Source organism: Rhizobium sp. BK661 (assembly GCF_024808825.1).
GTDB lineage: Bacteria > Pseudomonadota > Alphaproteobacteria > Rhizobiales > Rhizobiaceae > Rhizobium.
Map to the genome: position 1 here is coordinate 29,231 of NZ_JANTYT010000026.1, position 17,046 is coordinate 46,276.

A 17,046-nucleotide genomic window follows, 5' to 3' on the forward strand; every position below is an offset into this window, starting at 1 on the left:
AGTTCAATGGGAGCCGCGGAGCTGATCGTCCTTCAGCCAATTTCGGTTGAACACGCTCTTTGCAGCGTCCGTGGCCTCCGACGTATGCACGATATCGTCCCGCAGCCACCAGTCGATTGACCTGCCGGGTGCCGACAACTCCCTCTGGTCCAGGCTCGCCGTCACGAGGATCGATATCGACGGGGCCCGAGACGATTTTATCGCGGCCGTTTCGGCCGCAGACAATGCGAATAGCGGCGCGACAATGCCCGTCATGAGCACGGAGGCATAGACTGGGAACGTTTGCGAGTACGACATGACATGCATCCCGCTTGAACTGCAGCAATACTACAATGTCGGAAGTCAAACTCGCAGTCGACTCGATATTTTGGTGTTGCGCCGAAAGAACGCCTATGCGGGAGACAGGAAAGAGGCCGTTCTGGCGGCTGTCGGGAGGCCGGCTTTGTGTACTACCTCCGGAATTGTCGAGCGACACGCAGGTTTGCGAGGTCGTCAGAGTTTTGCGGAAATTGTGCAACCTTGCCAGTGCAGCAGCGTACCCTAGTTGAAATCGCGCGGGATTCTCGCGACCGATGTGCATGCCGTTGTTCTATTGCAATTTTTCAAATCACAAAGGGCCCCCATCATGTCGGACAAATCGAACACAGGCATTGATCGCCGTGATCTCCTAATCGCATCTATTGCCACGGTTGGCGCGTCGGCTGCCCTAGCTGTGAGCGCACGTACCGCGAGTGCCCAGGAGGCAGCGGCGCCTGCTGCCCGTGCCGCGTCGGGGACTGTCTATACCGGCGATGTTATCGATGGAAAAAAGGTCGTCAGTGCGCTCGACGTCGATGACTTGGAGCCGGGGCAAAAGCACCTCTTGTATTTTCAGGGGGCGCAGATGCCAACGGGGCAGCACTGGAACGTATCCGTGACGGTCGCAAAGGGGGCAAAGCCCGGCAAGCGCGGCGTTCTGACCAGCGGTGTGCATGGCGACGAAATGAGTAACATTCATACTGTCCAGACGGTGATGAACCAGCTCGATCCCGCGCAGATGTCGGGCACAGTGATGGCAGTCACCGACGTGGCGCGCCCGGCCATTGAAAGCATGCAGCGCAGATGGCCCAATCAGGGCAGAGGCATAGATTTGATCGATATGAACCGGGAATGGCCCGGGAATGAGAACGGCGCCACGGCGCCCAGCCGACACGCGGGGCTGCTGTTCAACCGGTTGCTGCGGCCGAACGCCGACTTCGCGATCGACTTTCACACCGGAACAACCGGTTTCGAAGTCACCGCATTCAATATTGGCGGCATGGATGTGCCCGAGGTCAAGGCAATGCTGGAGCTCTATCCCGTCGGCCAGATCTTCGACAACCATGTCTATCCCGGTGTTCTGCACAACGCATTCATGGACGTGGGCATCCCGTCCTTCACGCCGGAGATTGGCGCGGCTCGCATTCTGGACCTCGAGATGATCTCGCTGTTCGTGGAAGGCACGATGAATGTTCTCAAGCATTATGGCATCGTTGGCGGGGCTATGGGCCGGACGGCCAAGGACGTGAATGTCTTCATCGGCAACAGTGCGTTCCCGATTCTGGCAACCCAGGGCGGTATCGTCGAGCATTTGGTCAAGCTCAACGACAAGGTCGAACCCGGACAGAAGGTCGCCATTCAGCGCAACAGCTTCGGCGAAGTGGTCGCGGAGTATACAAGCGGCGTAGCTGGAGAGGTAACGGGCCAGCGCAGCGACGCCATGTCCGAGCCGGGCAATCCGCTGGTGTTCATCCTCTTCCACAAAGCGGCGCTGGAGGGCGTTGAGTCTTATCCCGAGTAAACCACCGTAAGGCCTATTCTTTCAATGCCTTAGCGGATCATGCCGTTGCCGCCGGATGTCCAGCGGTTAAAGGGGCGAGAGCGGCAGTGTTGTGTCCGCTCAAAAACGTGGCCTGAGTGGACTTTGATCTGGAATGATGAGGAGACTGGCGATTTAGGGCTGATTGGCGCACCCGACAGGATTCGAGATCTGAAAATTATTCAATAAATACAACATATAAGGCGGGTAGAGTCAAAGCAAAACGTAGCACGTAGCGTAGCGCGATTGACGACAAGGAATGTTTATCTCAGGAGATGGATCGTCAGTCCATCAGGAGGCTTGCGCGAGGACAGCCCACCTTGCGCCGCGCCGGGGATAACTAGCTACAATCTCTGGTAATTGGCAGTGTGCAATCCTAGATTTGGTCCGTTATGGTGGAAGCCCCCGGGGTTGGGGCGTTGGGTTGCAAGCGAGCGGCGGAAGCCTCGAAAAGGCGCTTCTTAAATACTACGGCTTCGAATGAGGACATCTATCAGGCATGTTTGAACCGAATACGGTTTTTGTAGTTGGTGCGGGAGCCAGCGCAGAGTTTGGTCTTCCGGTGGGTTGGAAACTGCTGGAGAACATACGCGACAATAGCTACTTCTATTTTGACCATGGTGCACTAACCAAGGGAAATCGCAAGATATTCAACACTGTGTGGGGGAAGTACCAGGAGAACCAGGAAATGCTCGAAAAAGCATTCGCTGCCTTCAGGGATATCAATCGCGGTGTCGAAACAGCAGGGTCAATTGACGAATACATAAACCGCTATAGCGATAATTCACTCATCGCGGAACTCGGAAAAATCCAAATTGCTCACGCGATCTTGGAAGCCGAGGGAAAATCAAAAATAGTCCCGCCGAAGGGAAAAGAAGGGGACGGAATTAATTGGAGCTCCGTTCAGGACACTTGGATATCCACTTTTACCCGCGCTTTATTTGATGATGTGAGAGCAAGTGAAGTTGAATCAATTGGAAGCGATATAACGATCATCTGCTTCAACTATGATCGTTGCATCGAGCACTATTTGGAATTCGCAATTCAGAGAGCATACCGGGATGTTGATCGGAAGACGGCAAGAAACATCGTCGATGGGATGAACATAATTCATCCCTACGGATCATTGGGAAGTTTGAGCCGATTCTCCTTTGGAACGCCGTCAGAACATGCAGACTTGTATCACATTACAAACAATCTGATTACTTGGTCAGAGACGGTGCAAGACGCGTCTTTGATAGCGAGAATGAAGAAAGCCATTCGGGAGTCGCGAAATATCGTCTTCCTGGGTTTCGCGTTCGCCAACCAAAATATGAAACTCCTTGACGCAGAACTGCCAGACAATAAGCCAATTTTCACAAATGTGTATTCGACTGGATATGGACTTACCGACGATATCGAAGGGAAGTTAAAGCGAAAGATTGTCTCTCTGTACTGCCCGACGTCTAGCGATCATCATCGATACGTCAGCATTAAGTACGGCATGACGTGCAAGGAATTTATGGAGAGGCAATTGATGAACTTCGCCGTTTAAAGATCGCGGAGAACTGCAAGACATCTGCGCGAGCACAGGCCCACCACGCCCTACCTGCGCTAGCGTCAGATTTCCGGTGATCAATTCGCACATTTCACAGTGTTTTTACCTGCTCTCGTGAATGTGCCAGGTTGCATTAACTGGAGAACTACAATTGAAGCAGCTTTCGCTCTACGCCGATTATGATCGTCGCGAGGTTCATGACATTTTCGCTCCTGGAACTCCTTTCACGGAGCGGGCGGGAACATGGGGTAATCACGGCGTGATCCGAGTTCCAGGGCGCCCCGGTGACTGGGTTTTCTTCGTTACGTACGGACAAACAGCGGGTACTCACACCTTCGACGAGGGCGTGAGTTCTGACGGAGTGCTCACTTGGCAATCGCAGCCATCGCAAGAGCTCGATGAAAAAAGAATAAAGGAATGGATCAAGCACGACGAGCTCAAGCATAGCATCTATCTGTTCCTGCGAACTAAGGAAGGTGCCGGTGTCCCGTACACATATCTTGGAATGCTAAAATACCTGTCGCATGATAAAGACCGCCAAAAGCCGGTTCACTTCCAGTGGCAAATTCTTGACTGGCAAATGGACAAATCCACAAGGGAGCGGATCGGACTTGAACTTAAGCAGTCGCCCGAATTTTCGTTTGCGACGAGCCCTGGCGAAGGATTGACAGAAGTCGACCCTCCAGCAAATCGAGAAGGGACTGGGGAGGCAACGCGGACATTTCGCGCAAGGAAGGCGGATTTTTCGGCGGCTGACGCTCGCAATAAAGCGCTTGGATTTGGGGGCGAAAGGTCGGTGATGGTCTTCGAGCGCAGTCGCCTTCTCAACACTGAAGCCGCCCACAAGGTCGACGAGATACGCCACGTGGCGGAGATCGAAGGAGATGGTGCGGGTTACGATATTCTGTCTTTCGACCCTGATGGCACAGAATTGTACATCGAGGTTAAGACGACGAGGGGAAATGCGCAGTCAGATTTTTTTCTTTCGGCAAATGAACTCGCCTTTTTCCAGGCACATCAGGCACAGTTCGCAATTTATCGTGTCTGTGAATTCGACCCAGCCACTGGATCCGGGAAGGTCTTTATCCTGCGCGGGGAGGACATTTCCAATCTGTCGTTGGAGCCGTTGAGCTATCGAGCCCGAAGATAGCCCTTTCAGCCGCGCCTTGGAGGCGGACAATGTCGCCTCCAATTCCTACCTCACCCCACATAAATCGATCATCGGCTTTGCGCGTGCAAGCAAAGTTTCGCATTGCCTGTATATGCCAGGTCCACTCAATGTCTCGAAAAGTATAGTCGGCGAGACCGTCTCATGGATGCCTGTTGACGTATCGCAATTTATGTCTCATAAATGTGACTTGAAATGTTTAGAGGTTTTGAGACATGGCGCTTGTCGCATACATTCGAGTTTCCTCTGTCGGTCAGTCGCTTGAAGTTCAGCGCGAAAAGATGATCAACAACGGTGTGCAGCCGGATCATATTTTCGAGGAAAAGAGATCGGGACTGGATGCCAACCGTCCCGCTCTCAAAGAAGCTATTCGCTTTGCCCGCAAAGGCGATCACTTTTGCATTTCGCGTATCGACCGTCTTGCGAGGTCCGCAACGGACCTTCTCAATATCGTCAAGGAACTACGAGCGAAGGGTGTCGAGCTTCGTGTGCTTGATCAGAGCATCGATACTTCCAATCCGGCAGGGGTCGCCCTGCTTCAAATGCTCGCGGTGTTTGCTGAATTTGAAGCCTCAATCCGAACTGAACGTCAGATGGATGGCATTGCGAAAGCGAAAGCGAGCGGCACTAGGTTCGGAAGGAAGGCTAAGGCAACGCTGGACGTTTCGCAGCAGATCCGCGACATGCGAGACAGTGGTTTGCTAATTCGCGATATCATGACCAAAACCGGTTTGAGCAAAGCGACGGTTTATCGGGCGCTTGCCATAGAACCGGCTGCCAGGGCCTAAATCAATATTCGGACGCCGCCCAATCAATGTGCCATTCGGTTTTATCGGCGAGATCGCCCAATTCGATACGAAGATCGAAAACGACATCCTCGTCGTTCCCGCGTTGACGAGTGAGGCGGGGCCAGATCAATTTCCTAGTTAGGGGGTCGTCCGTATCCTCTTCAGCAGATATGCCGAGCTTCTGAGAGATCGCGTCGAGATCGGTGACGGCGACTTTGATGACGATCTTCTGAATGAAGCGTCCGTAACCGTTTGCCTTCATTGGTTGCTTCCTTGTGCGGTGATGAATGGGTGTGATGATGACGGCGCGACAGGGGCAGGGACTGCCAGAAGGGAAAATCCACTGAGGATGTCGGGTAAAAGTTATACGGCGCATAGTTCGTGTCGCCGTTTTGAAGTTTGCCTTCCAACTTCAGCGAGTATGCAAGATAACTTGAAACGTCGCCGAGACTGTCGACTGGTTTGAGGTCGATCAACGAAATGCCGGGTGTCGGATTGGGAATGATGTAGCCACCTTCCAGCGTACGAAATGCACTATTCGCATTCTTGAAGTTGGTGAGGGCGCGTTCGTGGAATAGGACGATGCCGTGACCATGAGGATTTGTGGTAACGGTGCTGAAACCGTTTTGCCGACTGCCTTCAATGTCGAACGCCATAAAGGCTAGAGGTTGAAGCTTCTTGTTTCTGCGGGTCACCTTGCATTTTGCAAGGCACTGCTTCCTCAATTCTGACGCGTGATATTTTCCGAACTCTATGTCAAATCGTCGCTGCGCATCCCAAATATGATAAGATGCGCCGTAGTTTCGAAGTTGAACAGTTGCAATGAAAGCATTGTCGATAATGTAATCGTCTAGTCTGTGGATGTCTGGATTTGTTGATCCTTTGATATCGTATTCTGCTTTATCGATTATCGTATGTAATGCCCATGCATGGATGTGTTTTGATGTCATTTTAACTCTGATAATTGGTAATATAAATCTAATTGCGCATCTCCAGTGAAGTTGCGCAGTGAAATGAACGAGGAAACCTCAAGCTCGCTCTAGTGAACGGGTTCTTGAGCGCCAACTTGGTCGGCTGTCTATTTAGCTTGGGGACGGTATTAAGATAGCAGGAGTGCAATCTCACCCGGGGCGGGTTGAGCTCGCAATACATTCTTGAATGTGCTTATTCTATCCGATTTAGTCGTATAAGTCAATGAAATATATGAATATTTCCGCTTTATATCCAGAGCCGCGCGCCCCCATCGGCACACCGATCATGACCATCAGCGGCGCGCCATTCAGCAAGGCAGGGGAGGCTGAATCGCCATCTTGGTGCCCCATCATCCTGTAGCGGACAATGAACGTCACCAAGGACAAGCCTTGCCAAGCTTCTTAGTCCGATACCGATGATCATTGCCTTCTTCCCGTTATTGGTCAGCCAAATTGTGCGAGTTCATTCAAATCAGCTTGGATGCTTCGAAGCGATTTAGCGTGAAGGATGGCTTCCGCGATGAAGCCATGTTGCTTCAAGAGCGTTATCCGCTTCTCGCAAAGTTGGTAGAATTCGTTCCGTGCTTTTTCATTTAATGCGATGATCTCGTACGGGTGGTTTTGCATTGCATATTCCTTTTACAGAATATGCCGTCTTTCATAATGTATAGTGGCGTTTGCCTCGCGTCGGGCATATCATGGTTGTCGATGTTTACGTGATGTGGCTGTGTGTCTTGGCTTTTTGCTGAATTTGTTTTTGCTCTCTTTCAGCCAATGCCATTGCTTTTTGTATCGCGTCTTGCTTCCTGCGCAACGAATACCCCTTGCCATACTTGCCGGTCATGGATGAATCGTGACCGATAATGGACTTGATCCAACTATCTTCCATGCCATCGACTTCCCTGAGCCAATCGATAAATCGGTGCCGATATGAATAGGTGGTTGTGTCATCGGAAACTTGTTGGATGAGTTTATTGGCGGACGCGGAGAGAGCTTCGGAACCGCCTGAGCGGCAATATCGCATGAACCCTTTGGGGAACTTCTTGGCAGCTTCAAGCGCCGGACCGATCAATGGAATGTCGCGGGGTCTATTTTCTGTTTTCAAGCCTTTGCGGTTTGGATTGGGACCGATGTGGATGTAGGGAATTTCTTCATTCAGATGAAAGTCAGTCTCGTGCAGGAATACAATCTCGCTGGCGATTGCTCCTGTGTATTCCATCAGGTTGAGGATTGCCTTTAGTTCGTCGTTGGCTTTCGAGTTCGCGAGCTTTTCGTGAAGAGCTAAAAGCTCGGGCTCAGAAAACGGGCGTCGGCTCGTTTTGTCATTTCCGCTATGTTCGACTTCCGCATTCTGAAAAGGATTCTCGTGCTTGGGGAAATCGCTCTTCAGGACCTTAGCGACCATGGCATTGAGGAACAGAAGCTTTTTCCGAGCGGTCTCCGACTTGATCTCTCCGGATTTTATTCGCTTACCAAGATCAACGGCGTAGTTCGCGGCATCCTTCGGAGTGATTTTCAGCACATCGAGATCGCCAATTGCCCGTTTGAAATCTCTGATCGGCTCGAGGTAGCGATTCCACTTCTTCTGGAGCGCACGACGGTCAAGGTCATTCCATTTGCCCGCCGCAAGCTCTTGATAGCGACTGAACATCTCATCAAGAGAAAGTGTATCTTCGACAACGCCGCCGTTTGCGGCAATTTGTTCCCGCGTGGGAATTTCGATGCGCTTAAGGAAATCGTTAGCCTGTGCAAGCATCGCGACCTTCTCTTTGGTGGTCGCGTCGTGAATTTCCTGAGCCGTGCGGAATTCGAAGCCTTGAATGGCGGCTCGCTCCCTCTGGGCGTTGCTGCTTAGCGAGTCAATTTTGATCTCGTACGACAGGAACACGCCCTTCCAGTACAGCACGCGCGTCGCCGCAAGCGCGTTCGCAAGCGTACGATTAGATGTGTTGAGAGATTCCCATATCTCTTTCTTTCCGATGTGGTCATGTTGATCCTTCGGTACAGAGATACGGAAGCTATAGTTCCCGTTCGGACGGCGAACGACATAGTTCTTCGTCATGATGTATCCTTGAAAAAATCAATGAGAGATGCGATCGCGTGCCAAAAGCATCACTGAACGCAATTTCGCTTTGTTTTGAAAATTGTCGGTCTGATGGAAAGGTGCTCGAGGCGAGCAGAAGACCTGACGAGCGCTTTGTATCTATTGTTACTTTCAGAGTCAATGTATATTTGCGTGGTTTGGCAAATTTGTATTTTTTGATTTAATTTCAAGTTTTGCGTTGCTTTAAACGTCAAGCATAAGCCGCATCTAAGTCGCGCGATATACTTCGCTCTCTTGGGAAGCGTAGCGCGGAATCGTAGCATTCCGTAGCGCTGACGGTTTAAGTTATTGAAATTTATGAGCATTTTGGCGCACCCGACAGGATTCGAACCTGTGACCTTTGGAATCGGAATCCAACACTCTATCCAGCTGAGCTACGGGTGCATGCCTGAGGCGGTTTGAATCGCCTGTCCGATGGGTGGTTCTTAGCCTAGCTTCTCGCCAGCATCAATCTCCAAAATTGAAAAGTGCGCCGTTCTTGCAAACGGCGCGCCGATTGTTGTCAGACCTGCATGGCGCCGGGGCCGGGGATGGCCTTTGGCGGGACCTTGCCGAGGATGATCATGCCGAGGACTTCGTCCTTGGTCACGTCCTCGGTGCGTGCATGGCCGACGACCTGGCCGTTCTTCATCACCGAGACGCGGTCGGCGAGGTCGAAGACGTCGTGGATGTCGTGGCTGATCAGGAAGATGCCGATGCCTTCCTTCTTCAGCTGCTTGATCAGCTCGCCAACCTGCGCCGTTTCCTGTGGGCCAAGGGCAGCCGTCGGCTCGTCCATGATCAGGATGCGGGCATTGAAGAGGATCGCGCGGGCGATCGCCACCGATTGCCGTTGGCCGCCTGAGAGTGCCTTCACCGGCTCCTTGAAGCGGCGGAAGTTGGGGTTGAGACGACCCATCACTTCGCGAGTCGAGGCTTCCATGGCGACGTCGTCGAGCGTGCCCCATTTCGTGCGGATTTCGCGGCCGAGATAGAGGTTGGCGGCGGCGTCGACGTTATCGGCGACGGCAAGCGTCTGGTAGATCGTCTCGATGCCGTACTTCTTGGCATCGCGCGGATTGCGGATGTCGGCCGGTTCGCCGTTGATCAGGATCTCGCCGCTGTCGCGCTTGTAGGCGCCGGAGAGGATCTTGATGAGCGTCGACTTGCCCGCGCCGTTGTGGCCGAGAAGGGCGACGACTTCGCCGGGGTAGAGATCGACCGAGGCATTGTCCACGGCGTGGATGCCGCCGAAGGAGATCGAGATGTTCTTCAGTTCCACAAGGGGAGTGCGTTGATCAGTCATATCTAGGACTCCTCTTACTTCGACCGCGAGCGATAGACGGTGTCGAGCCAGACGGCAACGACCAGCACGGCGCCCACGACGACATTTTGTATGGGGGTATCGACGTTTGCGAGACCCATGCCCGACTGCAGCGACTGCATGACCAGCGCGCCAAGCATGGCGCCGGCGATCGTGCCGGTGCCGCCGGCAAGCGACGTGCCGCCGATGACGGCCGCCGCGATGGTGTAGAGCTCGTAGGTCGTGCCTTGCGAGTTGGCGGCTGCATTGAGGCGAGCGGTCGAGATCGCCGCGGCAACAGCTGCCAGGAAGCCCATCAGCGCGAAGATGCGGACCGCGACCCAGCGGGTCTTGATGCCGGCGAGCTCGGCTGCCTCAGGGTTGCCGCCGATCGCGAAGACATAGCGGCCGAAGCGCAGGCGGGTGGCGATGAAGGTCATGACGATGCCGACGAGGACGGCGATCAGGACCGGCACAGCGATGCCGTAGGAGATGAACAGGCCGGCTTCCGGCCAGGCGATACCGTTGGCCTCGGCGTATTTCTTGGCGATCGCCACCGGCCAGTAATAGATGGTCGAGACCCAGATGGCGCCGAGCACCAGCACACAGCCTAGAACGGCCAGGAAATATTCGGCCCAGAGCGGCCGGCGCGGGAAGTTGAAGCGCTTGCGCTGGTGGCGCGAGCCGATGATGCCGACGATAATCAGCACGCAGGCGACAAGCCCGATGATCCAGCTCCAGGTCGCGCCGACGGCACCTTCAGCACCGCCGCCCATGATCCGGAATGTGGTATCGAGCGGAGCGACCGTCTGGCCCGATGTGACGTACCAGGCAAGACCGCGCCAGGCGAGGAAGCCGCCGAGCGTGACGATGAAGGAGGGGACGCCCAGGAAGGCGATGATGACGCCCTGGAAGAGGCCGATCAGCGTTCCGGCGATCAGGCCACAGACCAGCGTGATCAGCCAGGTCCAGGAATTGTCGAAGCCGAGATATTGCGGCAGGAATTTCGCCTGGACGACGCCCATGATCATGGCGACGAGGCCAAGCATCGAGCCGATCGACAGGTCGATGTTGCGGGTGACGATGACGAGCACCATGCCGGTCGCGAGAACCGCGATCTCGGTGGTCTGGACCGAGAGGTTCCAGAGGTTGCGCGGCGTCAGGAAGAGCCCGCCGGTGTAGAGATGGAAGCCGATCCAGATGACCAGCAGCGCCGCGACCATGCCGAGCAGGCGCGTGTCGATCTCGGTTGCGCGCAGGAAGCGCGTGAAAGCGTTACCCTCCGCCGGGCGCGGATGGCCCGATGAGGATTGCGTGATGTTTGCCATGGGTTTGCCGTTTCCCCCACTGTTTGAGCTTTTTGGCGCGGGCGCCCGAAAGCCCTTGCCGAGGTGCCCTGTTCTTCTAATCGACCACCGAGAGACTTCCGAAGCGGCCGCTCAAGGGGCGGCATTGTTCCGGCAGGGAATCAAAGCGTTCGCGGTGCGTTGCGAGGCGGGGAGCGTTCGTGGACGGCTCCATCCGCGTCCGGCGCCGCAGCGTGACCGCTGCGGCGCCGGCATGTTGGTTTAGCTGGCGAGGATTAGTCGCAAGCCTTGACGGTGCCAGCCTTGACGCCCTGGCAAGCTTCAGCCTTGGAGATCCAGCCGGCGTCGATGACGACGTTCAGGTTGTCTTTGGTGATTGCTTCCGGCTTCAGGAAGATCGACTGCATCTTCACCTTCTTCGGACCGCCTTCGAAGGAAGTTACGCCCTCGATCTTGTCCATCGTCTTGCCGCCAGCGAGGTCGAGCGCGATTTCAGCAGCGCGCTTGCCGAGTTCGCGGCTGTCCTTCCAGACGGAAACCGTCTGCGTGCCGAGCGCAATGCGGTTCAGAGCAGCCTTGTCGGCGTCCTGGCCGGAAACCGGAACGGTGCCAGCCATGCCCTGTGCGTCGAGAGCAGCCACTGCGCCGCCGGCGGTGCCGTCGTTGGAAGCAACAACCGCGTCGACCTTGTTGTTGTTGGCGGTCAGGAACTGTTCCATGTTGCGCTGAGCGTTCTGCGGCAGCCAGCCGTCGGTGTAGGCTTCGCCGACGTTCTTGATCTTGCCCGCGTCAACAGCGGCCTTCAGGACTTCCATCTGGCCGGCGAACAGGAAGTCCGCGTTCGGGTCGGACGAAGAGCCCTTGATGAAGACGTAGTTGCCTTCAGGCTTGACCTTGAACACGCCTTCAGCCTGCAGGCGGCCGACTTCCTTGTTGTCGAAAGTGATGTAGAAGGCAGCAGGGTTTTCGATCAGGCGGTCGTAGCCGACGACCGGAATGCCTTCAGCGGCAGCCTTTTCGATGGCAGGGCCGATCGCGTCACTATCCTGAGCGAGAACGATGAGTGCGTTCGCGCCCTGCGATATCAGCGATTCAACGTCGGTGAGCTGCTTTGCGGCAGACGACTGTGCATCAGCAGAAATGTACTTCGCGCCCTTGGCTTCGAGGGCTTTCTTGATGGCGGCTTCGTCGGTCTTCCAACGCTCTTCCTGGAAGTTCGACCAGGAAACACCGACGACGAGGTCGGCAGCCATTGCGGCGGTATGCACCGACACCAGGATGGCCGCGCCGGCCATCAGCTTCAAAACAGACTTCATAAATATCCTCCCGAGTGAATAGCGGCCAGCCCCAGCCAGTGGTTCCTCCGGCCGCCGCGGTTCGCTGACGAGAAGCTTCGAATTATTTTCTCGACAGTCGAGAAATTTAGTGTCAGAGATTTTTTCAACTGTCAACACTGCACTACCGACGGAATTTTCGTTAGGGAAAACCTGTCGGGGATACAGTGTGAACGAGGGCGGAATGCGAGGGGGAGAGGGCCGGCATATATGCTGACCAAGTCGAGCACGGAGTTGGTCCGGCAGAGAAATAGCGTCCTCGTGCTCGCCGCGCTTCGAAGGCATGGAGCGCTCGCCCACACTGAAATCGCCGACTCTACGAAGCTGTCCTCCGCCACGGTTTCGGCGATCACTGCCGATCTGGAGAAGGCGCAGATCATCGAGAAATCCGAGCATCAGGCAGCGAGCGGACGGGGGCGCCCGCGCGTCATGTTTCGGCAGCGACGCGACTGCGGCTACCTTGTCGTTGTGATCATTTCGTCGGATGGCGTGCAGTACTCGTTGGTCGACTACGCCGGCAAGCTCATCGACCGATTCAGCGAGGAAAGGTCGCATGATCCTGCAGGCGCCGAGCGGTTTGTCGCCTCCGTTAGGGATGGGCTCGCGCGCATTCTTTCACGCTCAAAGGTTCCCCGGGAAAAAGTGCTGCTGATATCGATTAGTAGCAAGGGGCTCGTGCATCCCACAGAACCGGTGCTGGTTTGGTCGCCGATTTTCGGCAGCAATCAGATCGACTTCGAATCAGCGTTGCGGCCAGATTGGCAAGCCAGGATCCTTCTCGGCAATGAGACGCAGCTTGTTGCAGCGGCGCTCGGTGCGCATGAGGAAAATACGAGGCCGACAGATTTTCGTGCTCTTGCCGCATTGTCGCTCGGACACAGCATCGGCCTTGGCATCGTCCGGCGCACGGGGCAGGGCGAGCGGGAAATCTCGGCGCCGAATTTCGGACATATGCTACACATGGCGAATGGTGGCCTCTGTCGCTGCGGCAGCAGGGGATGCATCGAGGCCTATGCTGGCTTCTACGCCATTCTGCGTATGGCCTTCGAGGTGCCGCTCGATACCATTCCGGCGAAGTTCGTGCCTGTCGCCGAGCTCGACAAGATCGCAGCGCAAGCGCGCCACGGGCATCGCATGTCTGCCTTTGCGTTCAGGCAGGCCGGCATCGCGCTCGGAAACGGACTTTCACGTCTGCTTAGCCTGACGGAGCGCATGCCGATCGCAATCACGGGTCCAGGAACGCGTTACTATGATCTGTTGCGTCAGGGCATCGAGGATGGACTTGGCCAGGCGCATATCGTGCGGATGGAAGGAATGCCCGAGATTCGCGTTGCGCCTGACGAATCGATCCTTGTCTTCGAGGGGCATCTCGACCGGGCATTGTCGGTGATCGATCAGGAGTTGGTTCTGTCGGGTATTCAGGGGGCCGACTAGCCATGCGGCCAGGGCGAAATAGGCGTAAAACGAGAAATGGCCGGGCAGGGACCCGGCCATTTCACAGGTGGCTTTCGGTCGGGAGAGGGCCGTCAGCCAATCTTGATGAGCTTGCCTTCCTTGACGGACTGCACGGCAGCATCTGCCAGCGCCAGAGCAGCGAGACCATCGGCACCCGACGGCGCGATCGTCGCACCCTTTTCGATCGCCGCGATGAAGCTAGCGATCTCGTTGGCGTAGGCTTCGGTGTAGCGGGTCATAAAGAAGTCATGCAGCGGCGGGCGGGTGTAGCCGTCGCCGTTGGCAACTTCGATCGAAACAGGGCGCTGATTTTCGGCGGATACCATGCCTTTGGAGCCATGCACTTCGATGCGCTGGTCGTAGCCATACGTGGCGCGGCGGGAGTTGGAGATGATCGCCTGCTTGCCGGACTTGGTCTGCAGGATCACCGAAACGCTGTCGTAGTCCCCGGCTTCGCCGATCGCCTTGTCGACAAGGACAGCGGCGGTGGCGCTGACGGCAACCGGCTCTTCGCCGAGCAGGAATCGGGCCATGTCGAAATCGTGGATCGTCATGTCGCGGAAGATGCCGCCCGAACGCTTGATGTAATCAACCGGTGGGGCGCCCGGATCGCGCGAGGTGATCGTGACCATTTCAACGTCGCCGATTCGGCCGTCGTCGATCGTCTTGCGAACGGCCATGAAGTGCGGGTCGAAGCGGCGATTGAAACCGACCATCAGCTTGCCCTTGGTCTCGTCGACGACCTTGATGCACGCCTTGACGCGGGCAACGTCGAGATCGATCGGCTTTTCGCAGAAGATGGCCTTGCCGGCGCGGGCGAAACGCTCGATCAGGTCGGCGTGAGTATCGGTCGGGGTGCAGATGACGACGGCGTCGATATCCTTGGCGGCTTCGATCGCCTCGATCGTGCGGACCTCGCAGCCATACGCCGAGGCGATGGCTTCGGCCGCCTGCGGGAATGCGTCGGCGACAGCAACGAGTTTGGCATTGGCATCGCCGCTGACGGCCTTCGCATGAACCTTGCCGATGCGGCCGGCGCCGAGAAGACCAAATCTGACTGTCATGAGAACCTCCCTTGGATTCGGAACAAATGAACCGAATTGTGATGCATGTGGAATTTTCATTCCATTTAATGGTTGCCGCGTCAAGCCCGGCGCCCTTTCACATTTTCAGAATCCATCCTAAAGACATGTGATCGAAATACGGCGCGGGACAATTATGCAGCTCATAGATCCGAACCATCCGGCCTATCGCCCGCTCTGGGCTCGCGTCCTGATCGTGACCGTTTGCTTCGGCTGGGCACTGGTCGAGATCATCACCGGTGATCCGTTCTGGGCGGTTCTATCAGGCGGTGCGGGCGTCTATGCCGCCTATATGCTGTTCTGGAGCTACAAACCGCAAGCGGCAGAGAGCGTCACGCCGGCACCTTCCGATGACGAGGAAGAAAAAGAAGATCGAGAAGACAAGAAGGACGCTGACTAGTCAGCGACCGAGGCGCCGCAGCGCCTGGTCGATCAGCAAATTCGCGGTCGTCATCCGCTTGGTGGCGTTCTCGCGGAATAGCGGATGAACGCGATCGGGGTGGTTCTTCTTGGCAAAGGCACGACGCTTTTCGCTGAGGCCCTGGGCTGTATCGCGCATGGAAATATCCAGTTCTGCAGCGATATCCTCTGGCGCTACGCGCGTGAGGTGATCTGGCATCACAGGGTCTGGCTCAGGCGAGGTCGGGGGCACCGGTGAGGACTCAGGCGCCGTCTCCGGGGCAAATCCCATTGTCTCCACGTACGCCTGATCGGCCCTGTTTGACTGGGCCGAGACCCCTTCCATGACATCGAAGGCAAGACCGGTGTTGAGACCGCTCACACGGGCGGTGGGTGCATCCTGCTCGGCTGCCTCATCGTCCTCCGCCTTCAGGCGGTCGAGGACGGACTGGAACACGGATTGGCCAAACAGCATGATTGCCTCCCTTGGAGGCGCGCATTAGACCCGAGCAAGGTGGTGCCGAGCTTGTCACGCGGCGGCGACTTTTTTGCTCTCGGCCAGCACCAGATCATAAAGCAGCCGTGCACTCGGGGGCAGGGCGCGCTCCTTCACTGTGATCAGGCTGTACGGCCTGACGTTGATGTCAAAGTCGATCGGCAGCACCCGGACATCCGAAGCCTTTGATTTGTGGGACGCCAGGAACTGTGCCACGTCGAGCGCGATAGGTGCGATTGCATCGGTCTGGCAAACTGTCGCGCAGGTAAGCAGCAGCGACGAGGTGTTGACGATATTTTCCGGCAGCGACACACCGCGCGCCAGGAACAGGTCCTCGATCGTCCGGCGCAGCAAAGTACCTGCAGGCTGGAAGACCCAATCATAGCGCGGGAGGTCATCGAGGGACGCCACCTTCTTCTTGAGCAGCGGATGACCGCCCCGGACGATCAGGCAGGCCTTCTCCACGCCGATCTCTTGGACCTGGAACAAGCGCGGATTGAGGTCGTCAGGAATACGGCTGATGATGAAGTCGTGCCGGGCGGCGAGCAGCTCCCGCGCCAGCACGTTGCTCGTTTCGACCTGGATAGTCACCTCGATGCCGGGGAGAGCCGTTCTGACACGCTTGATCGCCGGCACGACAAGGCTCATGGCTGGCGCCGTAACCGCGCCGATGAAGACCGCGCCGCCCTTGCCCGTCTTCAATTCTGCAATTTCGCGGCCAGCTTCGCGCAGTTCCAGCATGATCTTTCGCGCGCGCCGTGCGAGCGCCTGTCCGAAGGTCGTCAGAACCACACCACGCGCGACGCGCTCATAGAGCGGCGTCTTCACGATCGACTCCATTTCCGACAGGATTCGCGAGGCGGCCGGCTGCGAAATGTTCAGCGCTTCGGCCGCGGCTGAAATTTGACCGCTATCTTCGATTGCGACGATCATCCGCAGGTGATTCAGTTTAAGCCCCGATCTCAGAAGGGCGTCATCACCGAAAATATCCGTGTGAATGTCCACATGGGCATGCGTCTGCGGGTCCGAAATAATCGTCATGGTTGCGGCCTCCCAACCGTGTTCCATCAAAAGTAATACTTTTTAACGATATACCAAAATTGTTATGCACTTTGCCAGTTATTCTATTTGACAGTTATAGGAATCCATACCAGTTTGCCGCCGTGTGCTGGTTGGCACTCAACACGTGTGAGAGCGTGGAGGAGACCTACTTCGTTTCTCACCATCTGAAGTATTATCCAAGACGGAACCTGCCACAGTTTCGGGGCGGGCGATTTTTCGTCCGT

The 17,046-nt window shown here is 56.0% G+C and carries 16 protein-coding genes and 1 tRNA gene; 6 read left to right on the forward strand and 11 right to left on the reverse strand.

Annotation, left to right across the window (positions count from 1 at the left end; genetic code table 11):
• Positions 1 to 3: 3 nt before the first annotated feature.
• Positions 4 to 297, reverse strand: coding sequence for a hypothetical protein (locus tag FHX16_RS28260; RefSeq protein WP_183753975.1), 294 nt, complete (start codon positions 295 to 297; stop codon positions 4 to 6).
• A gap of 328 nt (positions 298 to 625) precedes the next feature.
• On the opposite strand from FHX16_RS28260, the gene FHX16_RS28265 reads away from it, so the two are divergent.
• From FHX16_RS28265 to FHX16_RS28280, 4 genes are all read left to right on the forward strand, one after another.
• On the forward strand, positions 626 to 1,819 hold the full coding sequence (locus tag FHX16_RS28265) for a succinylglutamate desuccinylase/aspartoacylase family protein (RefSeq protein WP_259131651.1): 1,194 nt from the start codon (positions 626 to 628) through the stop codon (positions 1,817 to 1,819).
• A gap of 517 nt (positions 1,820 to 2,336) precedes the next feature.
• The gene (locus FHX16_RS28270; RefSeq protein WP_259131635.1) at positions 2,337 to 3,371 is read left to right on the forward strand and encodes an SIR2 family protein; all 1,035 of its coding nucleotides are present in this window, start codon (positions 2,337 to 2,339) and stop codon (positions 3,369 to 3,371) included.
• A 154-nt stretch (positions 3,372 to 3,525) separates the two neighbouring features.
• Positions 3,526 to 4,524, forward strand: a complete 999-nt coding sequence (locus FHX16_RS28275) for a DUF3427 domain-containing protein (protein ID WP_259131637.1) — start codon at positions 3,526 to 3,528, stop codon at positions 4,522 to 4,524.
• Between the two features lie 233 nt (positions 4,525 to 4,757).
• Positions 4,758 to 5,330: a recombinase family protein gene (locus tag FHX16_RS28280; protein WP_259131638.1), complete on the forward strand. Its 573-nt coding sequence runs from the start codon at positions 4,758 to 4,760 to the stop codon at positions 5,328 to 5,330.
• Between the two features lie 161 nt (positions 5,331 to 5,491).
• Here FHX16_RS28280 and FHX16_RS28285 read toward each other — a convergent pair whose 3' ends face one another.
• The 7 genes from FHX16_RS28285 to xylF form a co-directional block, all read right to left on the reverse strand.
• On the reverse strand, positions 5,492 to 6,280 hold the full coding sequence (locus tag FHX16_RS28285; RefSeq protein ID WP_259131640.1) for a hypothetical protein: 789 nt from the start codon (positions 6,278 to 6,280) through the stop codon (positions 5,492 to 5,494).
• A gap of 465 nt (positions 6,281 to 6,745) precedes the next feature.
• Positions 6,746 to 6,928, reverse strand: coding sequence for a hypothetical protein (locus FHX16_RS28290; RefSeq protein WP_259131642.1), 183 nt, complete (start codon positions 6,926 to 6,928; stop codon positions 6,746 to 6,748).
• 85 nt (positions 6,929 to 7,013) lie between these two features.
• The gene (locus FHX16_RS28295; protein WP_259131644.1) at positions 7,014 to 8,363 is read right to left on the reverse strand and encodes a DUF6538 domain-containing protein; all 1,350 of its coding nucleotides are present in this window, start codon (positions 8,361 to 8,363) and stop codon (positions 7,014 to 7,016) included.
• Between the two features lie 349 nt (positions 8,364 to 8,712).
• Positions 8,713 to 8,789 (reverse strand) — tRNA-Arg (locus tag FHX16_RS28300).
• Between the two features lie 118 nt (positions 8,790 to 8,907).
• Positions 8,908 to 9,690, reverse strand: coding sequence for an ATP-binding cassette domain-containing protein (locus FHX16_RS28305; RefSeq protein ID WP_183861356.1), 783 nt, complete (start codon positions 9,688 to 9,690; stop codon positions 8,908 to 8,910).
• Between the two features lie 14 nt (positions 9,691 to 9,704).
• Entirely contained in the window at positions 9,705 to 11,015 is a 1,311-nt protein-coding gene (locus FHX16_RS28310) for a sugar ABC transporter permease (protein WP_183861354.1), read from the reverse strand.
• Positions 11,016 to 11,269: 254 nt separating this feature from the next.
• Positions 11,270 to 12,310 (reverse strand): D-xylose ABC transporter substrate-binding protein, encoded by a 1,041-nt coding sequence (gene xylF / locus FHX16_RS28315; protein ID WP_016554835.1) that lies wholly within the window; start codon positions 12,308 to 12,310, stop codon positions 11,270 to 11,272.
• 228 nt (positions 12,311 to 12,538) lie between these two features.
• On the opposite strand from xylF, the gene FHX16_RS28320 reads away from it, so the two are divergent.
• Positions 12,539 to 13,762 carry an ROK family transcriptional regulator gene (locus FHX16_RS28320; RefSeq protein ID WP_183861352.1) on the forward strand — a complete coding sequence of 408 codons (1,224 nt, stop codon included), beginning with the start codon at positions 12,539 to 12,541 and terminating at the stop codon, positions 13,760 to 13,762.
• 92 nt (positions 13,763 to 13,854) lie between these two features.
• On the opposite strand, the gene iolG is transcribed toward FHX16_RS28320, so the two are convergent.
• The gene (gene iolG / locus FHX16_RS28325; RefSeq protein ID WP_183753981.1) at positions 13,855 to 14,847 is read right to left on the reverse strand and encodes an inositol 2-dehydrogenase; all 993 of its coding nucleotides are present in this window, start codon (positions 14,845 to 14,847) and stop codon (positions 13,855 to 13,857) included.
• Positions 14,848 to 15,001: 154 nt separating this feature from the next.
• On the opposite strand from iolG, the gene FHX16_RS28330 reads away from it, so the two are divergent.
• Positions 15,002 to 15,265 carry a hypothetical protein gene (locus tag FHX16_RS28330; protein WP_183753983.1) on the forward strand — a complete coding sequence of 88 codons (264 nt, stop codon included), beginning with the start codon at positions 15,002 to 15,004 and terminating at the stop codon, positions 15,263 to 15,265.
• Here FHX16_RS28330 and FHX16_RS28335 read toward each other — a convergent pair whose 3' ends face one another.
• Together FHX16_RS28335 and FHX16_RS28340 are read right to left on the reverse strand one after the other, a co-directional pair.
• The gene (locus FHX16_RS28335; protein WP_183861350.1) at positions 15,266 to 15,739 is read right to left on the reverse strand and encodes a hypothetical protein; all 474 of its coding nucleotides are present in this window, start codon (positions 15,737 to 15,739) and stop codon (positions 15,266 to 15,268) included. It abuts the gene before it with no gap.
• Positions 15,740 to 15,793: 54 nt separating this feature from the next.
• Positions 15,794 to 16,801, reverse strand: coding sequence for a LysR family transcriptional regulator (locus tag FHX16_RS28340; RefSeq protein ID WP_183861348.1), 1,008 nt, complete (start codon positions 16,799 to 16,801; stop codon positions 15,794 to 15,796).
• Positions 16,802 to 17,046 lie beyond the last annotated feature (245 nt).

What these genes read in the sequence shown, in the direction of transcription:
- FHX16_RS28260 (WP_183753975.1), bottom strand. Translation starts at nt 297, where the DNA reads ATGTCGTACTCGCAAACGTTCCCAGTCTATGCCTCCGTGCTCATGACG.
- FHX16_RS28265 (WP_259131651.1), top strand. Translation starts at nt 626, where the DNA reads ATGTCGGACAAATCGAACACAGGCATTGATCGCCGTGATCTCCTAATC.
- FHX16_RS28270 (WP_259131635.1), top strand. Translation starts at nt 2,337, where the DNA reads ATGTTTGAACCGAATACGGTTTTTGTAGTTGGTGCGGGAGCCAGCGCA.
- FHX16_RS28280 (WP_259131638.1), top strand. Translation starts at nt 4,758, where the DNA reads ATGGCGCTTGTCGCATACATTCGAGTTTCCTCTGTCGGTCAGTCGCTT.
- FHX16_RS28285 (WP_259131640.1), bottom strand. Translation starts at nt 6,280, where the DNA reads ATGACATCAAAACACATCCATGCATGGGCATTACATACGATAATCGAT.
- FHX16_RS28290 (WP_259131642.1), bottom strand. Translation starts at nt 6,928, where the DNA reads ATGCAAAACCACCCGTACGAGATCATCGCATTAAATGAAAAAGCACGG.
- FHX16_RS28295 (WP_259131644.1), bottom strand. Translation starts at nt 8,363, where the DNA reads ATGACGAAGAACTATGTCGTTCGCCGTCCGAACGGGAACTATAGCTTC.
- FHX16_RS28305 (WP_183861356.1), bottom strand. Translation starts at nt 9,690, where the DNA reads ATGACTGATCAACGCACTCCCCTTGTGGAACTGAAGAACATCTCGATC.
- FHX16_RS28310 (WP_183861354.1), bottom strand. Translation starts at nt 11,015, where the DNA reads ATGGCAAACATCACGCAATCCTCATCGGGCCATCCGCGCCCGGCGGAG.
- xylF (WP_016554835.1), bottom strand. Translation starts at nt 12,310, where the DNA reads ATGAAGTCTGTTTTGAAGCTGATGGCCGGCGCGGCCATCCTGGTGTCG.
- FHX16_RS28320 (WP_183861352.1), top strand. Translation starts at nt 12,539, where the DNA reads ATGCTGACCAAGTCGAGCACGGAGTTGGTCCGGCAGAGAAATAGCGTC.
- iolG (WP_183753981.1), bottom strand. Translation starts at nt 14,847, where the DNA reads ATGACAGTCAGATTTGGTCTTCTCGGCGCCGGCCGCATCGGCAAGGTT.
- FHX16_RS28330 (WP_183753983.1), top strand. Translation starts at nt 15,002, where the DNA reads ATGCAGCTCATAGATCCGAACCATCCGGCCTATCGCCCGCTCTGGGCT.
- FHX16_RS28335 (WP_183861350.1), bottom strand. Translation starts at nt 15,739, where the DNA reads ATGCTGTTTGGCCAATCCGTGTTCCAGTCCGTCCTCGACCGCCTGAAG.
- FHX16_RS28340 (WP_183861348.1), bottom strand. Translation starts at nt 16,801, where the DNA reads ATGACGATTATTTCGGACCCGCAGACGCATGCCCATGTGGACATTCAC.